13 protein-coding genes, 5 tRNA genes and 2 pseudogenes are annotated in these 19,250 nt (G+C 36.3%); 5 read left to right on the top strand and 15 right to left on the bottom strand.

What is annotated here, in order from left to right; all coding sequences use genetic code 11:
• Nucleotides 1-93 precede the first annotated feature (93 nt).
• The 15 genes and pseudogenes from rpoC to IPK14_19555 all read right to left on the bottom strand — a co-directional run bounded on the left by rpoC (nucleotide 94) and on the right by IPK14_19555 (nucleotide 14,289).
• The gene (rpoC, locus tag IPK14_19625) at nucleotides 94-4,275 is read right to left on the bottom strand and encodes a DNA-directed RNA polymerase subunit beta' (GenBank protein ID MBK7995497.1); all 4,182 of its coding nucleotides are present in this window, start codon (nucleotides 4,273-4,275) and stop codon (nucleotides 94-96) included.
• A 37-nt stretch (nucleotides 4,276-4,312) separates the two neighbouring features.
• Complete coding sequence (gene rpoB, locus IPK14_19620; protein ID MBK7995496.1) at nucleotides 4,313-8,665, bottom strand: DNA-directed RNA polymerase subunit beta; 4,353 nt, start codon at nucleotides 8,663-8,665, stop codon at nucleotides 4,313-4,315.
• 460 nt (nucleotides 8,666-9,125) lie between these two features.
• Nucleotides 9,126-9,509, bottom strand: a complete 384-nt coding sequence (gene rplL / locus IPK14_19615) for a 50S ribosomal protein L7/L12 (GenBank protein ID MBK7995495.1) — start codon at nucleotides 9,507-9,509, stop codon at nucleotides 9,126-9,128.
• Nucleotides 9,510-9,586: 77 nt separating this feature from the next.
• Nucleotides 9,587-10,105 (bottom strand): 50S ribosomal protein L10, encoded by a 519-nt coding sequence (locus tag IPK14_19610; GenBank protein MBK7995494.1) that lies wholly within the window; start codon nucleotides 10,103-10,105, stop codon nucleotides 9,587-9,589.
• 21 nt (nucleotides 10,106-10,126) lie between these two features.
• The gene (locus tag IPK14_19605; GenBank protein MBK7995493.1) at nucleotides 10,127-10,816 is read right to left on the bottom strand and encodes a 50S ribosomal protein L1; all 690 of its coding nucleotides are present in this window, start codon (nucleotides 10,814-10,816) and stop codon (nucleotides 10,127-10,129) included.
• An 81-nt stretch (nucleotides 10,817-10,897) separates the two neighbouring features.
• Entirely contained in the window at nucleotides 10,898-11,320 is a 423-nt protein-coding gene (rplK, locus tag IPK14_19600) for a 50S ribosomal protein L11 (GenBank protein ID MBK7995492.1), read from the bottom strand.
• Between the two features lie 73 nt (nucleotides 11,321-11,393).
• A complete protein-coding gene (nusG, locus tag IPK14_19595) occupies nucleotides 11,394-11,954 on the bottom strand; it encodes a transcription termination/antitermination protein NusG (GenBank protein ID MBK7995491.1) in 561 nt (186 codons plus the stop codon).
• A gap of 72 nt (nucleotides 11,955-12,026) precedes the next feature.
• The gene (secE, locus tag IPK14_19590) at nucleotides 12,027-12,269 is read right to left on the bottom strand and encodes a preprotein translocase subunit SecE (protein MBK7995490.1); all 243 of its coding nucleotides are present in this window, start codon (nucleotides 12,267-12,269) and stop codon (nucleotides 12,027-12,029) included.
• 53 nt (nucleotides 12,270-12,322) lie between these two features.
• Nucleotides 12,323-12,395: transfer RNA gene (locus tag IPK14_19585), tRNA-Trp, on the bottom strand.
• A gap of 22 nt (nucleotides 12,396-12,417) precedes the next feature.
• Nucleotides 12,418-12,570 (bottom strand): 50S ribosomal protein L33, encoded by a 153-nt coding sequence (gene rpmG, locus IPK14_19580; protein ID MBK7995489.1) that lies wholly within the window; start codon nucleotides 12,568-12,570, stop codon nucleotides 12,418-12,420.
• A gap of 46 nt (nucleotides 12,571-12,616) precedes the next feature.
• Nucleotides 12,617-13,802, bottom strand: a pseudogene (gene tuf, locus IPK14_19575) (elongation factor Tu).
• Between the two features lie 61 nt (nucleotides 13,803-13,863).
• A tRNA-Thr gene (locus tag IPK14_19570) sits at nucleotides 13,864-13,936 on the bottom strand.
• Between the two features lie 72 nt (nucleotides 13,937-14,008).
• Nucleotides 14,009-14,081 (bottom strand) — tRNA-Gly (locus IPK14_19565).
• A gap of 32 nt (nucleotides 14,082-14,113) precedes the next feature.
• Nucleotides 14,114-14,197, bottom strand: a tRNA-Tyr gene (locus IPK14_19560).
• A gap of 19 nt (nucleotides 14,198-14,216) precedes the next feature.
• A tRNA-Thr gene (locus IPK14_19555) sits at nucleotides 14,217-14,289 on the bottom strand.
• Nucleotides 14,290-14,655: 366 nt separating this feature from the next.
• Here IPK14_19555 and IPK14_19550 point away from each other — a divergent pair.
• The 5 genes and pseudogenes from IPK14_19550 (at nucleotide 14,656) to IPK14_19530 (ending at nucleotide 19,250) form a co-directional block, all read left to right on the top strand.
• Nucleotides 14,656-16,308: an NAD(P)H-hydrate dehydratase gene (locus tag IPK14_19550; protein ID MBK7995488.1), complete on the top strand. Its 1,653-nt coding sequence runs from the start codon at nucleotides 14,656-14,658 to the stop codon at nucleotides 16,306-16,308.
• A gap of 25 nt (nucleotides 16,309-16,333) precedes the next feature.
• Nucleotides 16,334-16,705: a tRNA (adenosine(37)-N6)-threonylcarbamoyltransferase complex ATPase subunit type 1 TsaE gene (gene tsaE / locus IPK14_19545; GenBank protein ID MBK7995487.1), complete on the top strand. Its 372-nt coding sequence runs from the start codon at nucleotides 16,334-16,336 to the stop codon at nucleotides 16,703-16,705.
• A gap of 29 nt (nucleotides 16,706-16,734) precedes the next feature.
• Complete coding sequence (gene gatC, locus IPK14_19540; protein MBK7995486.1) at nucleotides 16,735-17,031, top strand: Asp-tRNA(Asn)/Glu-tRNA(Gln) amidotransferase subunit GatC; 297 nt, start codon at nucleotides 16,735-16,737, stop codon at nucleotides 17,029-17,031.
• A 3-nt stretch (nucleotides 17,032-17,034) separates the two neighbouring features.
• Entirely contained in the window at nucleotides 17,035-18,189 is a 1,155-nt protein-coding gene (hemW, locus tag IPK14_19535; GenBank protein ID MBK7995485.1) for a radical SAM family heme chaperone HemW, read from the top strand.
• A gap of 29 nt (nucleotides 18,190-18,218) precedes the next feature.
• A pseudogene (locus tag IPK14_19530) lies at nucleotides 18,219-19,250 on the top strand (low specificity L-threonine aldolase).

Below are 19,250 nucleotides of genomic sequence, written 5' to 3'. Positions count from 1 at the left end.
CAGCGAGAAAGATTTTAAGAAAAAAATTTAGGCTAGGATAAGTTAATTTTATCCTAGCCCAAGATTTTGGTAATTTTACTGTTAGATTAAAAGTTAGTTTTCATTACCTTTAACTTTTACATTAACTTCCACATCTGGTATGTCTAACAATTCATCGTCTTCTTCTAAGTCCATATCTGGATCATTTAAGGCTGGGTCTGTTTCTAAACGAACACGACGATAATGATCCATACCTGTACCAGCAGGAATTAAACGTCCCATAATTACGTTTTCCTTCAAACCTCTTAAATAATCAACACGTCCTGAAATAGAAGCTTCCGTTAAAACCCTAGTAGTTTCTTGGAAAGATGCCGCAGAAATAAAGCTATCTGTAGATAAAGAAGCTTTAGTAATACCTAATAGTAGAGGTTCTGCTACTGCTTCTTGTCCGCTTTCTTCCCTAACACGACGGTTTTCATCCTCAAATCTAAAGCGGTCTACTTGTTCTTCTAATAAAAACTCTGTGTCTCCAACTTCACGGACTTTAACCCAACGTAACATTTGACGTACAATTACTTCAATATGTTTATCATTAATGTTAACACCCTGTAATCGATAAACTTCTTGGATTTCATTGACAAGATAGCGTTGTAAGGCTTCTGGCCCTTGAACAGCTAAAATATCATGTGGGTTAAGAGGCCCGTCAATCAAAGGTTCACCAGCTTTAACTCGATCATTTTCTTGAACATTGACGTGAACACCACGAGGAATAGAATATTCTTTTGTTTCGCCATCATCTCCAATGATCTGAATTTTACGTTGCCCCTTTGTGACATTACCAAATTTAACTACACCGCTAATTTCTGTCATTACTGCGGTTTCTCTAGGTTTACGAGCTTCAAATAGTTCTACTACTCTAGGTAAACCACCAGTGATATCTTTAGCACGAGTAGTTTCACGAGGAATCTTAGCAATAACATCACCTGGCTTAACTTCTTGCCCATCTTTAACCATTAAATTAGCTCTAATAGGCATTTGGTAAATGCGCTGACCCTTGCCAGTTTCGTCACAAATTTCAATTCGTGGCTGTCTCTTTTCATCTGTTGAATCAACTACTATATAAGAAATATTACCTGTAATTTCATTGGTTTCTTCTTTAATAGTAATACCTTCGATTAGGTCTTTATACTGGGCAGTACCTTTAACCTCTGTTAAAATTGAGAAGGTGAAAGGATCCCAAGTAGCTATGGTTTGACCTTCTTCTACCTTACCACCATCAACCACATTTAATGTTGCACCATAAACAATTTGGTAGCGACCTGCTTCGCGGTTACGTTCATCAATTACAACAACTGTACCATTACGATTCATTGCTACTAAATGTCCATCTCGATTATGAACAGTCTTTAAGTCAACAAATTTAACTGTACCTGCTTTTCGTGCTTCGTGAGAAGATTGCGCTGTACTACCTGTAGCAACACCTCCAATGTGGAAGGTTCGCATTGTTAATTGTGTTCCAGGTTCGCCAATTGACTGTGCTGCAATAACGCCTACAGCCTCACCTTTTTCTACAACACGTCCTGTAGCTAAGTTACGGCCATAACATTTAACACAAACCCCACGACGAGCTTCACAAGTAAGCACTGAACGGATTTTTACCCGGTCAATTCCACCTGCATCTTGGATCTTGCTAGCTAAATCTTCATTCATTTCTTCGCCAGCAGGAACAATTATTTCATTAGTTACATAGTCAATAACATCTTCTAAGGTGACTCGGCCAATAATACGATCTCTAAGTGGTTCAACTACTTCACCACCTTCAATAATTGGTTCTGCCCAAATTCCCTTCCATGTACCGCAATCTTGTTCAGAAACAATTACATCTTGAGCCACATCCACTAGACGACGTGTTAAATAACCTGAGTCTGCGGTTTTTAATGCTGTATCTGCTAAACCTTTACGCGCACCGTGTGTTGAAATAAAGTATTGCAACACATTAAGCCCTTCACGGAAATTAGCCCGAATTGGAGTTTCAATAATTTCTCCAGATGGTTTAGCCATCAATCCCCGCATACCTGCAAGCTGGCGAATTTGTTGTGCTGAACCCCGCGCACCGGAATCAGCCATAACCATAATAGGATTAAGTTCTTTAGAATCTTTCTCCCGTTTGCGCATTGAATCAAACATTTCTTTAGCAACTTTTTCTGTTGTTTCTGACCAAATTTGAACAATACGGTTATAACGCTCACCTGTAGTAATAACACCGTCTTGGTATTGTCTTTCTACTTCAATAACTTCTTTTTCTGCTTGTTGTACTAGCAAAGGTTTAGATGCTGGCGTTACTAAGTCATCAATACCTATAGAAATACCTGCTCTAGTAGCATAGTAGAAACCTAAGGTTTTTAGTTCATCTAGCATTTTTACTGTCTCATTATGACCATATCTTAGATAACAGTAATTAACTAATTGCTGTAAACCCTTTTTCTTAAGTAAGCCATTAATATAAGGCATGCTCTTAGGTAAATGATCATTAAATATTACCCGTCCAACAGTTGTGCTAATAACACTATTAACATCCACAACTTCTGCACGAATAATATCTTGAGAATCTCTAGCATTCTCTAAATTCATTAACCTTCCTCGATAACGCAGGCGTATCGGAGTATGGGTAGAAACTACCCCTCCATCTAAAGCTAGTAAAACATCCTCAATAGAAGCAAAACTCTTATCTGCGCCAATAGCATCTAGTCTTTCTTTAGTTAGATAATAACAACCTAAAACAACGTCTTGTGTTGGTACTGCAATAGGTTGACCACTAGCAGGGCTAAGAATGTTGTTAGATGACAACATCAATACACTTGCTTCTATTTGTGCTTCTGGTGAAAGTGGAATATGTACCGCCATTTGATCGCCGTCAAAGTCAGCATTAAAAGCTGTACATACTAATGGGTGTATTTTAATTGCTTTGCCTTCAACTAAAACAGGTTCAAAGGCTTGAATGCCCAAACGGTGAAGCGTTGGAGCGCGATTAAGTAATACTGGGTGATCTCGAATTACATCTTCTAAAATTTCCCAAACTACTAAATCTTGCTTTTCTACCATTTCCTTAGCTTGTTTAATGGTAGCTGCATGACCTTGTTTTTCTAATTGATTATAAATAAATGGCTTAAATAATTCTAAAGCCATTTTCTTTGGTAGTCCGCATTGATGTAATTTAAGACCTGGGCCAACAACAATTACCGAACGACCAGAATAATCTACCCGCTTACCTAAAAGGTTTTGACGAAAACGTCCTTGTTTACCTTTTAAGGTATCAGAAAGGGATTTTAGCGGACGATTATTTACACCACGAAGTACACGCCCTCTACGTCCATTATCAAAAAGCGCGTCTACTGCTTCTTGCAACATTCTCTTTTCATTACGTACAATAACTTCAGGTGCTTTTAACTCCAGTAACTTTTTCAAACGATTATTACGATTAATTACACGTCGGTAAAGATCATTAAGGTCTGAAGTAGCAAAACGCCCACCATCTAATGGAACTAAAGGTCTTAGTTCTGGTGGAATTACAGGAATAACATCCAATATCATCCACTCAGGTTTGTTTCCAGAACGACGAAAAGCATCTACTACTTTTAAGCGTTTGGAATGCTTAAGTTTCTTTTGCTGGGAGGTTTCCTCTTTCATTTTTTTACGTAATTCTTCAGAAAGACTATCTACTTCCACTTTTTGCAAAAGTTCTTTAATTGCTTCAGCACCCATCTTGGCAAGAAATTTATTATTGCCATGGTCTTTTACTAGTTGACGATATCGTTCATCTGAAAGTAGATCTCGCTCTTTTAGGTCTGCAATATCGCCAGCATCAATAGTTATATAAGACTCAAAATAAAGGACTTTTTCTAAATCACGTAGTGGTATATCTAATAAATGACCAATTCTTGAAGGAAGACCCTTAAAAAACCATACGTGAGAGCAAGGACTAGCTAGTTCAATATGTCCTAAGCGTTCTCGCCTTACTTTTGCTTGTGTTACTTCTACGCCGCACTTATCGCAAATCACTCCGCGGTGTTTCATGCGCTTATATTTACCACATAAACATTCCCAGTCTGTTACTGGGCCAAAGATTCGAGCGCAAAATAGTCCATCACGTTCTGGCTTAAAAGTACGATAGTTAATGGTTTCTGGCTTAGTAACCTCTCCGCGAGACCAAGAGCGTATTTTTTGTGGAGAAGCAAGCGAAATACGAATTGCTTCAAAGTCAGGCGCCAAATTTTGTTTTTCCTGTGTTCTAAACACTATTACACCTCCTGAAATAGGCAAGAATAATTACTTATTATTCCTCACTAACGGTTCTCTTAATTAATTCCACATCTAAACAAAGCGATTGTAGTTCTCGAATCAATACATTAAATGATTCTGGTAGCCCAGGATCAAAGTCAGATTCGCCTTTTACAATTGCTTCATAGATTTTTGAACGGCCAGCAACGTCATCTGATTTTGCGGTTAATAACTCTTGTAGAATATGGGCTGCTCCATAAGCTTCTAATGCCCAAACTTCCATTTCTCCAAATCTTTGTCCACCAAACTGAGCTTTACCGCCTAAAGGTTGTTGAGTGATTAATGAATATGGCCCAATGGATCGAGCGTGTATCTTATCATCAACTAAGTGGGAAAGTTTCATCATAGAAAGGTAACCAACCGTTACTTTTTGCTCAAATGGTTCGCCTGTCATACCATCATAAAGTGCTGTTTTTCCGCTTTCTGGAAGTTGAGCGCGGTGTAACATTTCTTTGATTTCTACTTCACTTGCACCATCAAAAACAGGTGTAGCAAAAAGTAAACCTAAAACTTTTGCGGCCCAACCCAGGTGCGTTTCCAGGATTTGCCCTACATTCATCCGTGAAGGTACTCCTAAAGGATTAAGCACAATTTCTACTGGAGTACCATCTGGCAAGTATGGCATATCTTCTTCTGGTAAGATTTGAGCAATAACACCTTTATTACCATGACGGCCTGCCATTTTGTCACCAACAGACAGTTTACGTTTCATAGCAATAAAGACTTTTACCATCTTTATTACACCTGGAGGTAGCTCATCACCTCTTTTAATCTTATCTATCTTGTCTTTATAAAGTTCTTCCAAGATATCTATTTGGCGATTAGTACGATGTTCTAAATCTTGTACATCTTTAGCAGCATCTATTTTAGGATTTTGCACTTCTACTTTGCTAAATGCTTCTACTTCTACTGATTCCAGAACTTCTCTAGTTAATAAAGTATCTTTTTCTAACAAAATTTTCTTGTTATAAACTAGATCTTTAGCTAATTTTTGTCCTTCTAATACTTCATAAATACGCTTGTTGCGTTCTTCATGTAAGATTCTAGTTTCATCATTTAGATTTTTACGTAACTTAGATTCCTCTACATGTTCAATTGTAATACTACGTTTATCTTTTTCAGCACCTTTACGAGTAAAAACCTTAACATCTACAATTGTACCATCAATGCCCGGAGGACAAGTTAAACTAGCGTCTCTTACATCACCAGCTTTTTCACCAAAGATTGCTCTTAACAGTTTTTCTTCTGCCGTTAATTGGGTCTCACCTTTTGGAGTAACTTTACCAACTAATATTGAACCTGGTTTAACTTGCGCACCTATTCGGATAATCCCAGAGTCATCTAAATCTCGTAACATACTTTCAGAAACATTTGGTATATCACGGGTTATTTCTTCTGGCCCAAGTTTAGTATCACGCGCTTCTATTTCTAACTCTTCAATGTGGATAGAGGTATAAGAATCTTCTCTAACTAATTTTTCTGATACTAAAATAGCATCTTCAAAGTTATAGCCGCGCCAAGGCATAAAGGAAACTAAAACATTTCGTCCTAGTGCTAGTTCTCCACCATCTGTACAAGGCCCGTCAGCAATTACTTCACCTTTATGAACATGTTGGCCTACAAAAACAATGGGTTTTTGGTTAATACAAGTATTTTGGTTAGATCGCTTAAATTTAACTAACTGATAAATGTCGGCTGTAACCTCACGTGACAAACTACCATCTTGTTGATGGTCAACACGGATAATAATTCTTTCTGAGTCAACACTATCTACAATTCCATCACGTCTAGCTACAACTACAGCACCACTATCTTGAGCAGTAACTTTTTCCATTCCTGTACCAACAAAAGGAGCTTCTGCTCTTAGTAATGGTACTGCTTGACGTTGCATGTTTGAACCCATCAAAGCACGGTTAGCGTCATCATTTTCTAAGAAAGGAATTAACGAAGCTGCAACAGAGACTAATTGTTTTGGAGAAACGTCTATATAGTCAATATCATCTCTATGGGTAAGAGTAAAATCACCTGCTTTACGGGCAGCAACACGCTCAGAAGCAATATTCATTTCTTCATCTAGTTCAATATTAGCTTGTCCAATAGTATGCTCATCTTCTTCCCAAGCAGATAAATAAAATGGATATGTTTCATACTCTATTAATTTACCATTGTTTGGGGCAATAGTTTTATTGGTTGCCTCAACATCAGTTTTAGAAACATGATCACCTATTCGGAAATCAGAATCTCCACTATTAGTAATTCTTACATAATCAATTACTTGAGCATTTACAACCTTACGATAAGGAGATTCTATAAAACCAAATTGGTTAATTCGTGCATAGCAAGAAAGAGAAGAAATTAAACCAATGTTTGGCCCTTCAGGGGTTTCAATAGGACAAATTCGGCCATAGTGAGTAGGGTGTACGTCCCGAACTTCAAAGCCTGCTCGTTCACGAGAAAGACCACCTGGGCCAAGGGCTGAAAGTCTACGTTTATGAGTAATTTCAGAAAGTGGATTTGTTTGATCCATAAATTGAGAAAGTTGGCTAGAGCCAAAAAATTCTCTTACAGCCGCCGTAACAGGTTTAGCATTGATTAAATCCCTAGGCATAGCTGTTTGCATTTCTTGGTGAATGGACATTTTTTCTTTTATTGCTCTTTCCATTCTTACCAAACCAACGCGAAATTGGTTTTCTAAAAGTTCACCCACAGCACGAACCCGACGATTACCTAAGTGATCTATATCATCTGCCTCGCCTATATTACGTTTAAGTTTTAAGACATAACGAATTACATCAAAAAAGTCTTTTGGTGAAAGTATTTGAGCATCTAAATCGCTATATTGCTCATAACCCATTTTAATGTTGAACTTTAGACGACCAACACGCGAAAAATCAAATTTTCGTTCATCAAAAAACATTCCATAAAATAAATTCCAAGCTGTAGCAATTGTTGGAGGATCGCCTGGTCTCATTTTACGATAAATTTCAAGTAGTGCATCTCTGGGAGTTTTTACAGTATCTTTTCTTAAGGTTTGACTAATTACTCCTCCAACTTCATCTCGTTCAGGGAAAAATATTTCAAATTCGCCTATTCCAGATTCAATAACTCTAGCACAATCACGTGCATTTAGTTCTTGATTGCTTTCAACAATAAATTCACCTGTTTCTGTATTGATGATGTCATCAACAACAAAAGCACCTTCTAAATCTAAAATATCTACAGGAATTTCTGTTACATTTGCTTTTTGCAAGTTTTCATAAGCAATAGCAGAAATCTTGCGACCTGCTTTTATAATAGTTTCTCCAGTATTTGGATTTGTTATAGCGGTAGAAACTTTCATATCCAAAATTGCAGGAGATACGGCTAACATTAGCCTGCCTTCTCGGATATAAATTTTATTTGTTTCATAAAAAATCCTAAGAGTATCACCATCTGAATAACTTGAATGCTTTATTGTTTCTTCTATTTCATTATCTGAAATTTCGTTTCTTCTCCATTTAGTGATCTCTAAAGACTGAATCAATCCTAAAGCTCTTAAAAAGATGGTAGCTAAGAATTTACGCTTACGGTCAATACGTACATAAAGTAGATTTTTAGCATCATATTCAAATTCTACCCAAGAACCACGATAAGGAATTACTTTAGCTAAAAAGGCTGGATTTTTTTCAAAAAACACCCCTGGACTACGATGTAATTGGCTAACAATTACTCTCTCTGTTCCATTGATAATAAAAGTACCATTGTCAGTCATTAAAGGGATATCCCCAAAGTAAACTTCCTCTTCTTTTATATCTCTAATGGCTTTATAGCCCATAGATTCATCTTTATCCCAAACCGTCAACCGAATTTTTACTTTTAGAGGAACAGCATAAGTCATGCCTCTTTCTTGGCATTCTTGAACATCATATTTATGTTTTAGCCCAATAGGTTCACCGCAGTTATCACATAATTTAATTATATTTTTATTAAAACTACCACAACTACGACAAAGCACATCCTCTGAGGAAAGAGGGTTAACCCTAATTGTAGAACCACAACTACGACAATTAGAACGTAAGTGATAAAGACCTTCTTGACGACCGCACTTACATTTCCATTCTCCAATAGAGTAATCAACAAAGTCTAATTGTGAAGTATCTCGGAAATCGCTAATAGGAAAGACTGAGCGGAAAACTGCTTGCAATCCAGCATTTTCCCGCTCTTCTGGTAGTAAATCCATTTGTAAAAATCTATTATAAGACTCTCGCTGGATTTCAATTAGATTTGGGATTCGTACTGTAGTATTAATTTTAGAAAAATCATGCCGGGAACGTCCCCTGGCACTATTGACTTGCATTTGAGATGACATATGCATTCCTTTCGTGAGGCATTAATTAGCCAAACGTATCTCAAAAAAGTTTATGCCAAATTCCTTTGGCTTAACTTTTTGAAAATGTTCCTTTGCAGTTAAGATTCTGAGATGCGAGAAGATATGTGTAGCTTGCACTTTATAGGTTTTTTTCTGTTTACCAAACAATAGATAAAACAATAGATAAAACATTTTATTAAGTATAATAACTAGTATTTTTAGACACAAAGGCGAAGAGCGCAACTAAATTTATTTAGTTATGCTCTTCGCTTTGCTAGAAACATTTTTTCGTAAAAGTTATTAATAATATACAAAATTTGCCTGTGTAGCAGCTTTAATGTACTTAAAAATTTTAAGCTAAATAAGGAAAAATTTTTTACTAGCTAAAGTAACTTTTACTACATTAGAAGAAAAGTTATTAGATTTTAGTCAGTGAAAGTAGCTCACTGACTAAAATAAACTACTTAATCTCAACTGTTGCCCCAGATTCGGCTAAGTTCTTTTTGATAGCTTCTGCTTCATCTTTAGAAACAGCTTCTTTAACAGCTTTAGGAGCAGCTTCAACTAAATCTTTAGCTTCTTTTAAGCCTAAAGAAGTAATTTCACGTACTACTTTGATAACATTGATTTTATTTGCACCAATGCTAGCTAAGACTACATCAAATTCTGTCTTCTCTTCAACTACAGGAGCAGCCTCAGCAGCAGCAGCAGGAGCAGCAGCAACAGCAGCAGCAGCGGCTGAAACACCAAAAGCTTCTTCCATCATTTTGACTAATTCAGCAGCTTCTAAAAGGGTTAAACTTTTAACTTGATCTAAAATTCCTTGCAATTTTTCTGACGCCATGAATAAAAATCCTCCTTGGAAACCGGTCAGGCAAATTTTTATTAGTTAAAGCCAGACTCGGATATAATTAATTTAATTTATTGAGATTCTTTTTGATCACGAATCTGGCCCATCACCACAGCCAAATTACGAGCTACTCCAGAAGTAGCACTAGCAATTCGCTGTGCTCCAGAGTTAATTAAAAACATAAGTTTTGAGAGCAATTGTTCTTTAGAAGGCATATTTACTAAAGCTTCTAAATCTTTAACATCAATAGCACGACCCTCTACAATACCAGCCTTAAAACTAAATTGAGCATAGTCTTTAGCAAACTTTGAAACAAGTTTTGCTAATGTGACAGGATCATCAAAAACTGCTATTGCCGTTGGCCCGGTAAAGTTTTTATTTAGTGCATCCATTGCAGTTCCAATAGCTGCTTTTTGGGCTAAAGTGTTTTTAACAACTTTGTATTTAACATTGTTTTTACGCATTTCACTACGTAAAACTGTGTCGTTAGCTACAGTTAGTCCTTGGAAGTTCACCAAAAAAACATTATTAGCTTTATTAAAATCCGCTTTTAGAATATCTAATTCTTCTTGTTTACCTTTTTTATCCATTGAAAAATCTCCTAACTGTAACTATAAACCGCTACTATCAATTTTTATGCCTGGGCCCATTGTAGTACCAACGTAAACACCTTTTACATATCGGCCTTTACTAGTTTGTGGTTTAGCCTTTACTACAGCATCTACTAAGACTTTAGCATTTTCATAGATTTTTTCTTCTGCAAATGAAACTTTGCCTACAGGAACATGTATTACACCTGTTTTATCTACACGAAACTCTACTTTACCAGCTTTTGTTTCTGTAATAGCTTTAGTCACATCAAAAGTAACTGTCCCTGTTTTAGGATTTGGCATTAAACCTCTAGGGCCAAGTATTTTTCCTAAAGTACCAACTACTTTCATTACATCTGGTGTAGCAATAACGGCATCAAAATCTAGCCAACCTTCCTTAATTTTGGCAACTAGTTCTTCTCCACCAACTACATCAGCACCTGCTTCTCTGGCTTCTTTTTGTTTATCTCCGCTAGCAATAACACAAACTCTTTTTGATTTACCAAGGCCATGAGGAAGTACAACTGTTCCTCTTACCATTTGATCTGCTTTGCGAGGGTCAACCCCTAGAACCATAGTAACTTCAAGTGTCTCATCAAATTTTGCAAAAGCAACTTTTTTAGCTAAAGATAAACCTTCTGCTAAAGCATAAGCTTTTTGCACATCAATTTGAGTAAGAGCTTGTTTATACTTTTTTCCGTCTTTTGACATTTTACTCCTTAAAGTGAGGTAAATACGGTAACAGCTTTTTACCTCCCTCACCGACATTCATAAGCCCCTTGGCTTACTACATTAGTCTACTATCTCTAAACCTAAGCTTTTTGCTGTACCTTCTATTGTTCTCATTGCAGAATTAACATCTGTACAGTTAAGATCAGGTAATTTTGTTTCAGCAATTTCTTTTATTTGACTACGAGAAATTTTTCCTACTTTGTCACGATTTGGTTTTGCAGAACCTTTAGATAAACCAAGTGTTTTCTTAATTAGGTCTGCGGCTGGAGGTGTTTTTGTTATAAAAGTAAAAGAACGATCCGAGTATATAGTGATGACAACAGGAATATTAATATCACCCATTTGAGCCGTTCTAGCATTGAACTGCTTACAAAATTCCATAATGTTTACACCATGTTGACCCAGGGCCGGGCCAATAGGTGGTGCTGGATTAGCTTTTCCTGCTGGAACCTGCAATTTCACATAAGCGGTAATTTTTTTCATATTTTCCTCAAAATTTTTATAACTAGAGAGTTATAAACCATCTAAAACTAAGCTTTAGGCAATTTACCTTATATTATTCTTCTGTAAATGTATGTTTTTCCACTTGAAGAAAATCTAATTCTACTGGAGTAGCACGCCCAAAAATAGTAACCATAACTTTTAGAGTATTTTTGTCTCCATTTACTTCTTCAACAATCCCAGTAAAACTAGTAAATGGCCCGTCTATTATACGAACCGTTTCACCAGAGCTAAAAGTAAATTTTGGTTTGGGTTTTTCTGCTGCTTCAGTAACATGATGAACTATTTGGTCTACTTCTTGTTCAGTAAGTGGTGTTGGTTTTTGCCCACCTACAAAACTTGTCACCTTAGGAGTGCTTTTAACTGTATGCCATGCCTTATCTGACATCTCTCCTTTTTCATCACATTCTATTTCTACTAAAACATATCCTGGAAAAATCAGTCTTTTTGTTTCTACTTTTTTATTGCCACGCATTTCCACAACGGTTTCTTCTGGGACAAGAACTTGAACTATCTCATCATCCATTGTGTAAGCCTTAATTCGATTATCAAGACTTTCTTTGACTTTTCTTTCAAATCCAGAATATGTATGAATAATAAACCATTTTTTTGGCATTATTTACCACTCTATCATTTTTACAATCGCTGTTTATCTTTTGCTTAGGATGGAAATGGCAGGTATTTTACCTTATGTTAAGAGATCTGTTAAAAATTTGAAAACTAAACTTATAATATAGTCTGATCCCCACAAGAAAAACCCAAAAAAGAACACAGCTATTAATACTATTACTGTAGTGTTATAAACTTCCTGGCGCGACGGCCAAGAAACTTTTTTTAGTTCAGTTTGTACATCTGTATAAAACTGCTTAACTTGTTCCACTTTACCAGAAGGTTCTGGTTTTGGACTGGTGACTTCTGTCACTTCACTCATTGTTTAATACCTCTTAAAGTTTTACTGATTGAGTTAGGAAACTAAATCAGTAGCAGGGGTGGAGGGGATCGAACCCCCAACCTACGGTTTTGGAGACCGCCACTCTGCCAATTGAGCTACACCCCTAGGGATTCTTAAACTAAAGAGTTTATTTTGTCTCTTTATGTGCTGTATGTTTACGACAAAAACGACAGAATTTAGAAAATTCTAAACGACCTGTAGTTTTCTTTTTGTTTTTGGTTGTAGTGTAGTTACGGTTTTTGCAATCACCACACTGTAAAATAATGTTATCTCTTGGCATAAATTTTTACCTACCTAAAATCTTCCACATTCAGCATAAAGAAAAACTACTCAATAATTTCAGAGATAGTACCAGCCCCAACAGTTCTACCACCTTCACGAATGGCAAAACGAAGACCTTTTTCCATAGCAATAGGAGTAATTAAAGTAACTTCAATAGCAATGTTATCACCTGGGCATAACCATTTCAACTCCTGTTGGTAAATCTGCTACACCTGTTACATCTGTTGTACGAAAGTAAAATTGTGGTCTATATCCTGTAAAAATGGAGTATGTCTTCCACCTTCTTCTTTGGTCAATACATATACTTCCGCTTTGAATCTAGTATGAGGCTTTATTGTTCCAGGCTTAGCTATTACTTGTCCTCTTTCTATTTCTTTCTATCCACACCTCTTAATAGTAACCCTACGTTGTCTCCTGCTCTTCCTTCATCCAACAACTTCTTAAACATTTCTACGCCTGTTACTACTGTTGTACGAGTGTCTTTTATTCCTACAATTTCTACTTGTTCACTTGTTTTTACTATTCCTCTCTCTACTCTACCTGTAGTAACTGTTCCTCTTCCTGCTATTGAGAAAACATCTTCAACAGGCATTAAGAAAGGTTTATCAGTTTGGCGTTGAGGAGTTGGAATATAAGAATCAACTGATGCCATTAATTCTTCAATTGTACTTTCCCATTTAGGATCGCTATTTAATCCACCTAAAGCAGAACCACGAATTACTGGAATATCATCACCTGGAAAATCATAAGAAGAAAGAAGTTCTCTAACTTCAAGTTCAACTAAGTCAAGGAGTTCAGGTCATCAACCGCATCAACTTTATTCATAAAAACAACCATAGCAGGAACACCTACTTGGCGAGCAAGGAGAATATGTTCTCTAGTTTGTGGCATTGGCCCGTCAGTCGCTGCAACAACCAGAATAGCTCCATCCATTTGTGCTGCTCCAGTTATTATGTTTTTTACATAGTCAGCATGTCCTGGGCAATCTACGTGGGCATAATGTCTATTTGCTGTTTCATATTCTACGTGTGCTGTTGCAATTGTGATTCCTCTCGCTTTTTCCTCTGGTGCGTTATCTATTGAATCAAACGCTCTCACTGCTATTTTTGGATTTTTCTTTGCTAATACTTTTGTTATTGCTGCTGTTAATGTTGTTTTTCCGTGATCTACGTGTCCTATTGTTCCTACGTTTACGTGCGGTTTACTTCGATCAAATTTCTCTTTTGCCATTGTTAAGTATTCCTCTTATATTAAGATATTTTAATTTTTAATGATGATGAAATAAACTTAAAGCCCACAACCAGATTTGAACTGGTGACCTCGTCCTTACCAAGGACGCGCTCTACCTACTGAGCTATGTGGGCATAATGTGAAGATATCTAAATTTTTACTGCCACAAAATTTACCTTTAAGATAAATTTTCATTATTTTATAAAAGCGGGCGACGAGACTTGAACCCGCGACCCTCAGCTTGGAAGGCTGATGCTCTACCGACTGAGCTACACCCGCATAAAACTTTAATTTTTAAAGAGCCGAACAAATGCAGGGGGAAGGATTCGAACCTTCGTAACGCGTTGCGTGCCAGATTTACAGTCTGGTGCCATTAACCGCTCGGCCACCCCTGCAACTAATTTTATAGATTAAAGCCGGTGAAGGGACTTGAACCCGCGACCCTCTGATTACAAATCAGATGCTCTACCAACTGAGCTACACCGGCAATAGGAAAGTATCAAACAACTTTAAGCTTTTGGGCGAAATCCGAATGCTACAATAAAAGCTTTTCTTTGTCGAGTAGATTTTTCCAACATTTTCCTGGGCTTTAACTTCAGAATAATTAGACAAACTTCCAAAGGAAATCCGAATACTACTTTAACTTACCACAATTTGAAAAGTCTTTTTCCCAATTAACTTTCATTAAAGACTAATAGTTAGACACTGTTTCAAGAAAATCCTTAAAGTATAATAGATATTTTACTTACTCTATCACCTAGATATAAACTATATAACTACTTGTTTTATAGATAATTGGCAATAATTAAAAATAATTTTTGTTAACTATAGACAAGTAACTTGCAAGCTAATTTTGACAGCCATTGACCGATCTTTTATTATCTTCACTATTATGAAGGTTTTAACAGCATCCCAAATGCAACAAGTTGATCGCCTTACTACAGAGCAGTTTGGCGTTTTAGGTTTAACTTTAATGGAAACTGCTGGCGTTGGGGCGGTAGTAGCAATAGCTAATAAATTTAATCCTATTTCAGAAAAACGAGTAAAAATCTTTTGTGGACGAGGAAATAATGGTGGAGATGGGGCCGTAGTAGCAAGACATCTATGGTTACAAGGAGCAACTGTTGAGCTTTTTCTTTTTAGTAAATTAGAAGAAACTAAAGGGGATGCTTACATCAACTTTAATGCTATAAAACAATTAGCTACTGTAGAAAATCCTAAATTATCTTATAAAGAGGTTTTAGCTATTGAAGATCTTGAAAATAGTTTTAACTCATTTTGTGACATATACATAGACGCTCTTTTTGGAACAGGAGCATCACGACCATTAACAGGAATTTTTCAGACACTAGTAGAAAAACTTAACCAAACTCAAAAGCCAATTGTTGCAATTGATATTCCCTCTGGACTTAGTGCAGACAAAGAAAATATTATCGGGCCAACAATAAAAGCTTCTTTAACAACAACTATGACGGCTCCAAAAGTAGCCAATATTTTACCACCTGCAAAATACTATAATGGTGAGTTGGTTATTGTGCCTATTGGCTCACCAGATAGTTTAATAAACGGTTGTGGTTCACAACTTAATTTAGTAGAAGAAAAAGAAATAACTAATTTTCTTACAAGCACTCATCGTGCTAATGGGGTATTTAAAAATAGTCTTGGACATGTTTTAGTAATTGCTGGGGGACGAGGTAAAATTGGGGCTGCTGGTCTTACGGCTGAAGCGGTATTACGTGCTGGGGCAGGGCTAGTTACTTTGGTTGTACCTGAGTCTTGTCAACAAGCTTTATCTAGCAATATTGCTTTAGAAATTATGACAGAAGGAGTTACAGAAAACTCCCAGGGATTAATTTCTGAGCAAAGTTTGACCAAAATTTTAGAATTAGCTGATAAAAAGCAGTTAATTGCTATAGGCCCTGGTCTTGGAGTTAGCGAAGATTCTCGCAATCTACTCTATAATTTAGTTTTACAAAGACCTTGTCCATTAGTAATTGATGCTGATGGGTTAAATTCCCTTGCCCCTTGGCCTAAAAATTTAATAGGTTCTCAGCAAAAACCAATTGTTATTACTCCTCATCCTGGTGAATTGGCAAGACTATTAAGTTTAACTACTAGTGAAATTAGCACAGACCGAATTAATTTAGTACGCAAATTTGCTAAAGAACAACAAATAATAGTGGTATTAAAAGGCGAGCATAGCCTGATTGCTGCACCTGATGGAGAGGTATATATTAATCCTACGGCTAATGCAGGAATGGCAACGGCTGGATCTGGGGATGTTTTAACAGGTATTATTGCTGGACTTTTAGCTCAAGCCCCAAATCAAGCATTAATGTCAACAATTGCTGGGGTTTATTTGCATGGCTTATCTGGAGATTTAGCGGCTCAAAGCTTAGGACAACGAAGTTTAATAGCTTCAGATATAACTAAAAATTTATCTCAAGCAATAATTTCTTTAGGAGGTAGGTTAGAAAAGCAGAACATTTCTCACCCAATCGGCTGAAGAAACCTTTGAACTTGGCTACACAATTGGCGAATCTTTAGAAAAATCTGTAGTTTTTATTTTAACTGGCGATTTGGGAGCAGGAAAAACTGTATTTACTAAAGGTTTAGCGGCTGGGCTAGATATAGATCCAAAGGATGTTAACAGCCCGACGTTTACCTTAGTTAATGAGCACTTTGGACGCATGCAGCTAATTCATTTAGACCTTTATCGTCTGCCTGATGGTATAGATGCAGCAATGGGAATTGGATTAGATGAACTGCTATCACAAAATGCAGTAGTAGTAATTGAGTGGGGAGAAAAGCTAGGCAAATTTCCTATTACTGGAAGTTATCAAATAAACATCTATTGCCCAACAGCTAATCAACGTCAAATAGAAATTAAACCTCAAAACTAGTTAACAAAATCTTGGGAGAATATTAAATAATGTCTATTACAAAACAAGATGTAGAAAAAATTGCTACATTAGCTAACTTAGCATTAACTGAAGAAGAAAAAGATTGTTTTACTGGTCAACTTTCATCAATAGTTGATTATATAGAACAGCTTAACCAGCTTGATACTGTAGGAGTTGAACCTATGTCACACAGCACTCTTTCTGGTGATAGTACTTATTCAATGCGTGAAGATAAACTTGTGCCATCTTTAGGACAGACTTTAGCTCTAGCAAATGCTCCTGATGGTGAAGATGGACATTTTAAGGTGCCTAAAGTGATTGGTTAATCTATGTCCTTAATGGCTGGACTTTATTTACATATTCCATTTTGTCACTCTAAATGCACTTACTGTAGTTTTATTACAGGTGGTTATGAGGATCTTCTAGCGGAACGTTACTTAAATTCACTAATTTTAGAAATAAAAGCTCTTTCTAATCGTCTATCTAACAAAGAACGTCAAATTGACACAATTTATTTTGGTGGTGGAACACCTTCAATAATTGCTCCTAGTTGGATTACTAAGCTTTTAGAACATTGTTATCAATATTTTAGCATTGCTCCAAACTCAGAAATTACCATAGAAGTAAACCCTGCTGATATTAACTTAGATCACTTACAAAGCTATCAAAAAATTGGGATTAACCGCGTTAGTGTTGGTATTCAATCATTTATTGATAAGCAATTAAAAGAAATTGGGCGTGACCATTCCGCTAGTCAAGCTAGTCAAGCTGTTAAAAAGCTACGCCAGGCAGGGTTTAACAATATTAGCTTAGATTTAATAGCAGGCTTACCTAATCAAAGCCTTGAAGAATGGCAATATAATTTATCTGAGGCTATAAGTTTAGAACCTGAGCATTTATCTATTTATTTGCTAGAAATAAAAGCAGGAACCACGCTTTCAGCCCAAATTAAATCAGGTAGACTTGCAATGCCTGATGAAGATTTAGCAGCAGAAATGTATGAAACTTTAGTTGATACCTTAACAACTAATGGATATTTGCATTATGAAATTTCAAATTTTGCAAAACAAAGAAATAATTCCCTGCTCTATTCCCGACATAATACAAAATACTGGTTAGATATTCCTTACTATGGCTTAGGTGTAAGCGCACATTCCTATCACAACCAAGAACGCTATTTTAATGTCCAATCAACTAATACTTACATAAGCAATATTAATAGCACTGGTCAAGCTATGGCAGAAAAAATAGCATTAAACACAGAAGAAAGAGTTCGGGAAGCATTAATGCTTAGGTTACGTTTAATAAAAGGTGTAAATTTGTTAGAGTTTCAAGAGTCTTATCAATTTGATGTAATGGCAAATTATCAAGATAGCTTTAAAGAAATGATAGAAAACAACTTATTAGAAATAAAAGACGGTTATCTTCGGCTAACACGTAAAGGAATACTTTATTCTAATGAGGTTTTTCAGCTATTTGTTTAGTTTGTTTAAATTTTTGAGGAGAATTATAAATGTCTGTAATTGATTTACGTAGTGACACGGTTACTAAGCCAACTGCAAAAATGCGGGAAGCAATGAGCAAAGCTGAGGTAGGCGATGATGTTTATTTAGAAGATCCAACGGTAAATTACCTAGAAAAATGTGCAGCAGAAATTTTTGAAAGAGAAGCAGCCCTTTTTGTACCTACAGGAAGTATGGGGAATTTAATTTGCGTTAAATTACATACACAACCTGGACAGGAAGTTATTTTAGAGGCCCGCAGCCATATTCTTAACTATGAAGTTTCTTCTATGGCTATGGTTGCAGGTGTGTTGCCTAGGGCAATTCCTACACAAAACGGGATAATGAATTGGTCAGAAATAGCTGATGCTATTCGTCCACCGATTTATTATTGTTCACAAACTGGACTAATTTGCTTAGAAAATACTCATAATATGGCTGGTGGGGTTGTAATGTCAAAAAAACAAATGTCAGACATTTGTTTACAAGCTCATGAAAGAAATATTCCTGTCCATTTGGATGGAGCAAGAGTTTTTAATGCAGCCAGTGTTTTAGGAGAATCTGTAGCAGATTTAACACGTCATTGTGATTCTGTAATGTTTTGTTTATCCAAAGGTTTAGGTGCGCCAGTTGGTTCAATGATTGTTGGGACAAGAAAATTTATTGAACAAGCTCGAGTGTTGCGTAAACTGCTTGGTGGAGGAATGCGTCAAGTAGGTGTGTTAGCTGCTGCTTGACTGATTGCACTTACAGAGATGCCAAAAAGATTAGGTGAAGACCATAAAAATGCACAACTACTAGCCAAAGGTTTATCATCTGTTAGCAAAATTTCTATTGACCCTGAAAGTGTTCAATCTAATATTTTAGTTTTTGATATTAGTAAAACAGGTCTAACAACTTCTCAATTTTCGACTGAGTTAAAGGAAAAAGGCGTTTTAGCAAACGGAATTAATGAAAAACAAATGCGAATGCTAACCCATTATGATGTTAGCTCAGCAGATTGTGAAAAAGCACTAGAAATAATTAAATCTATAGTGAATTAA

It is taken from the genome of Blastocatellia bacterium, from assembly GCA_016713405.1.
Lineage (GTDB): Bacteria > Acidobacteriota > Blastocatellia > Chloracidobacteriales > JADJPF01 > JADJPF01.
The sequence above is the reverse complement of the archived record's forward strand: the minus strand, read 5'-3'. Positions and strand labels throughout refer to the sequence as shown.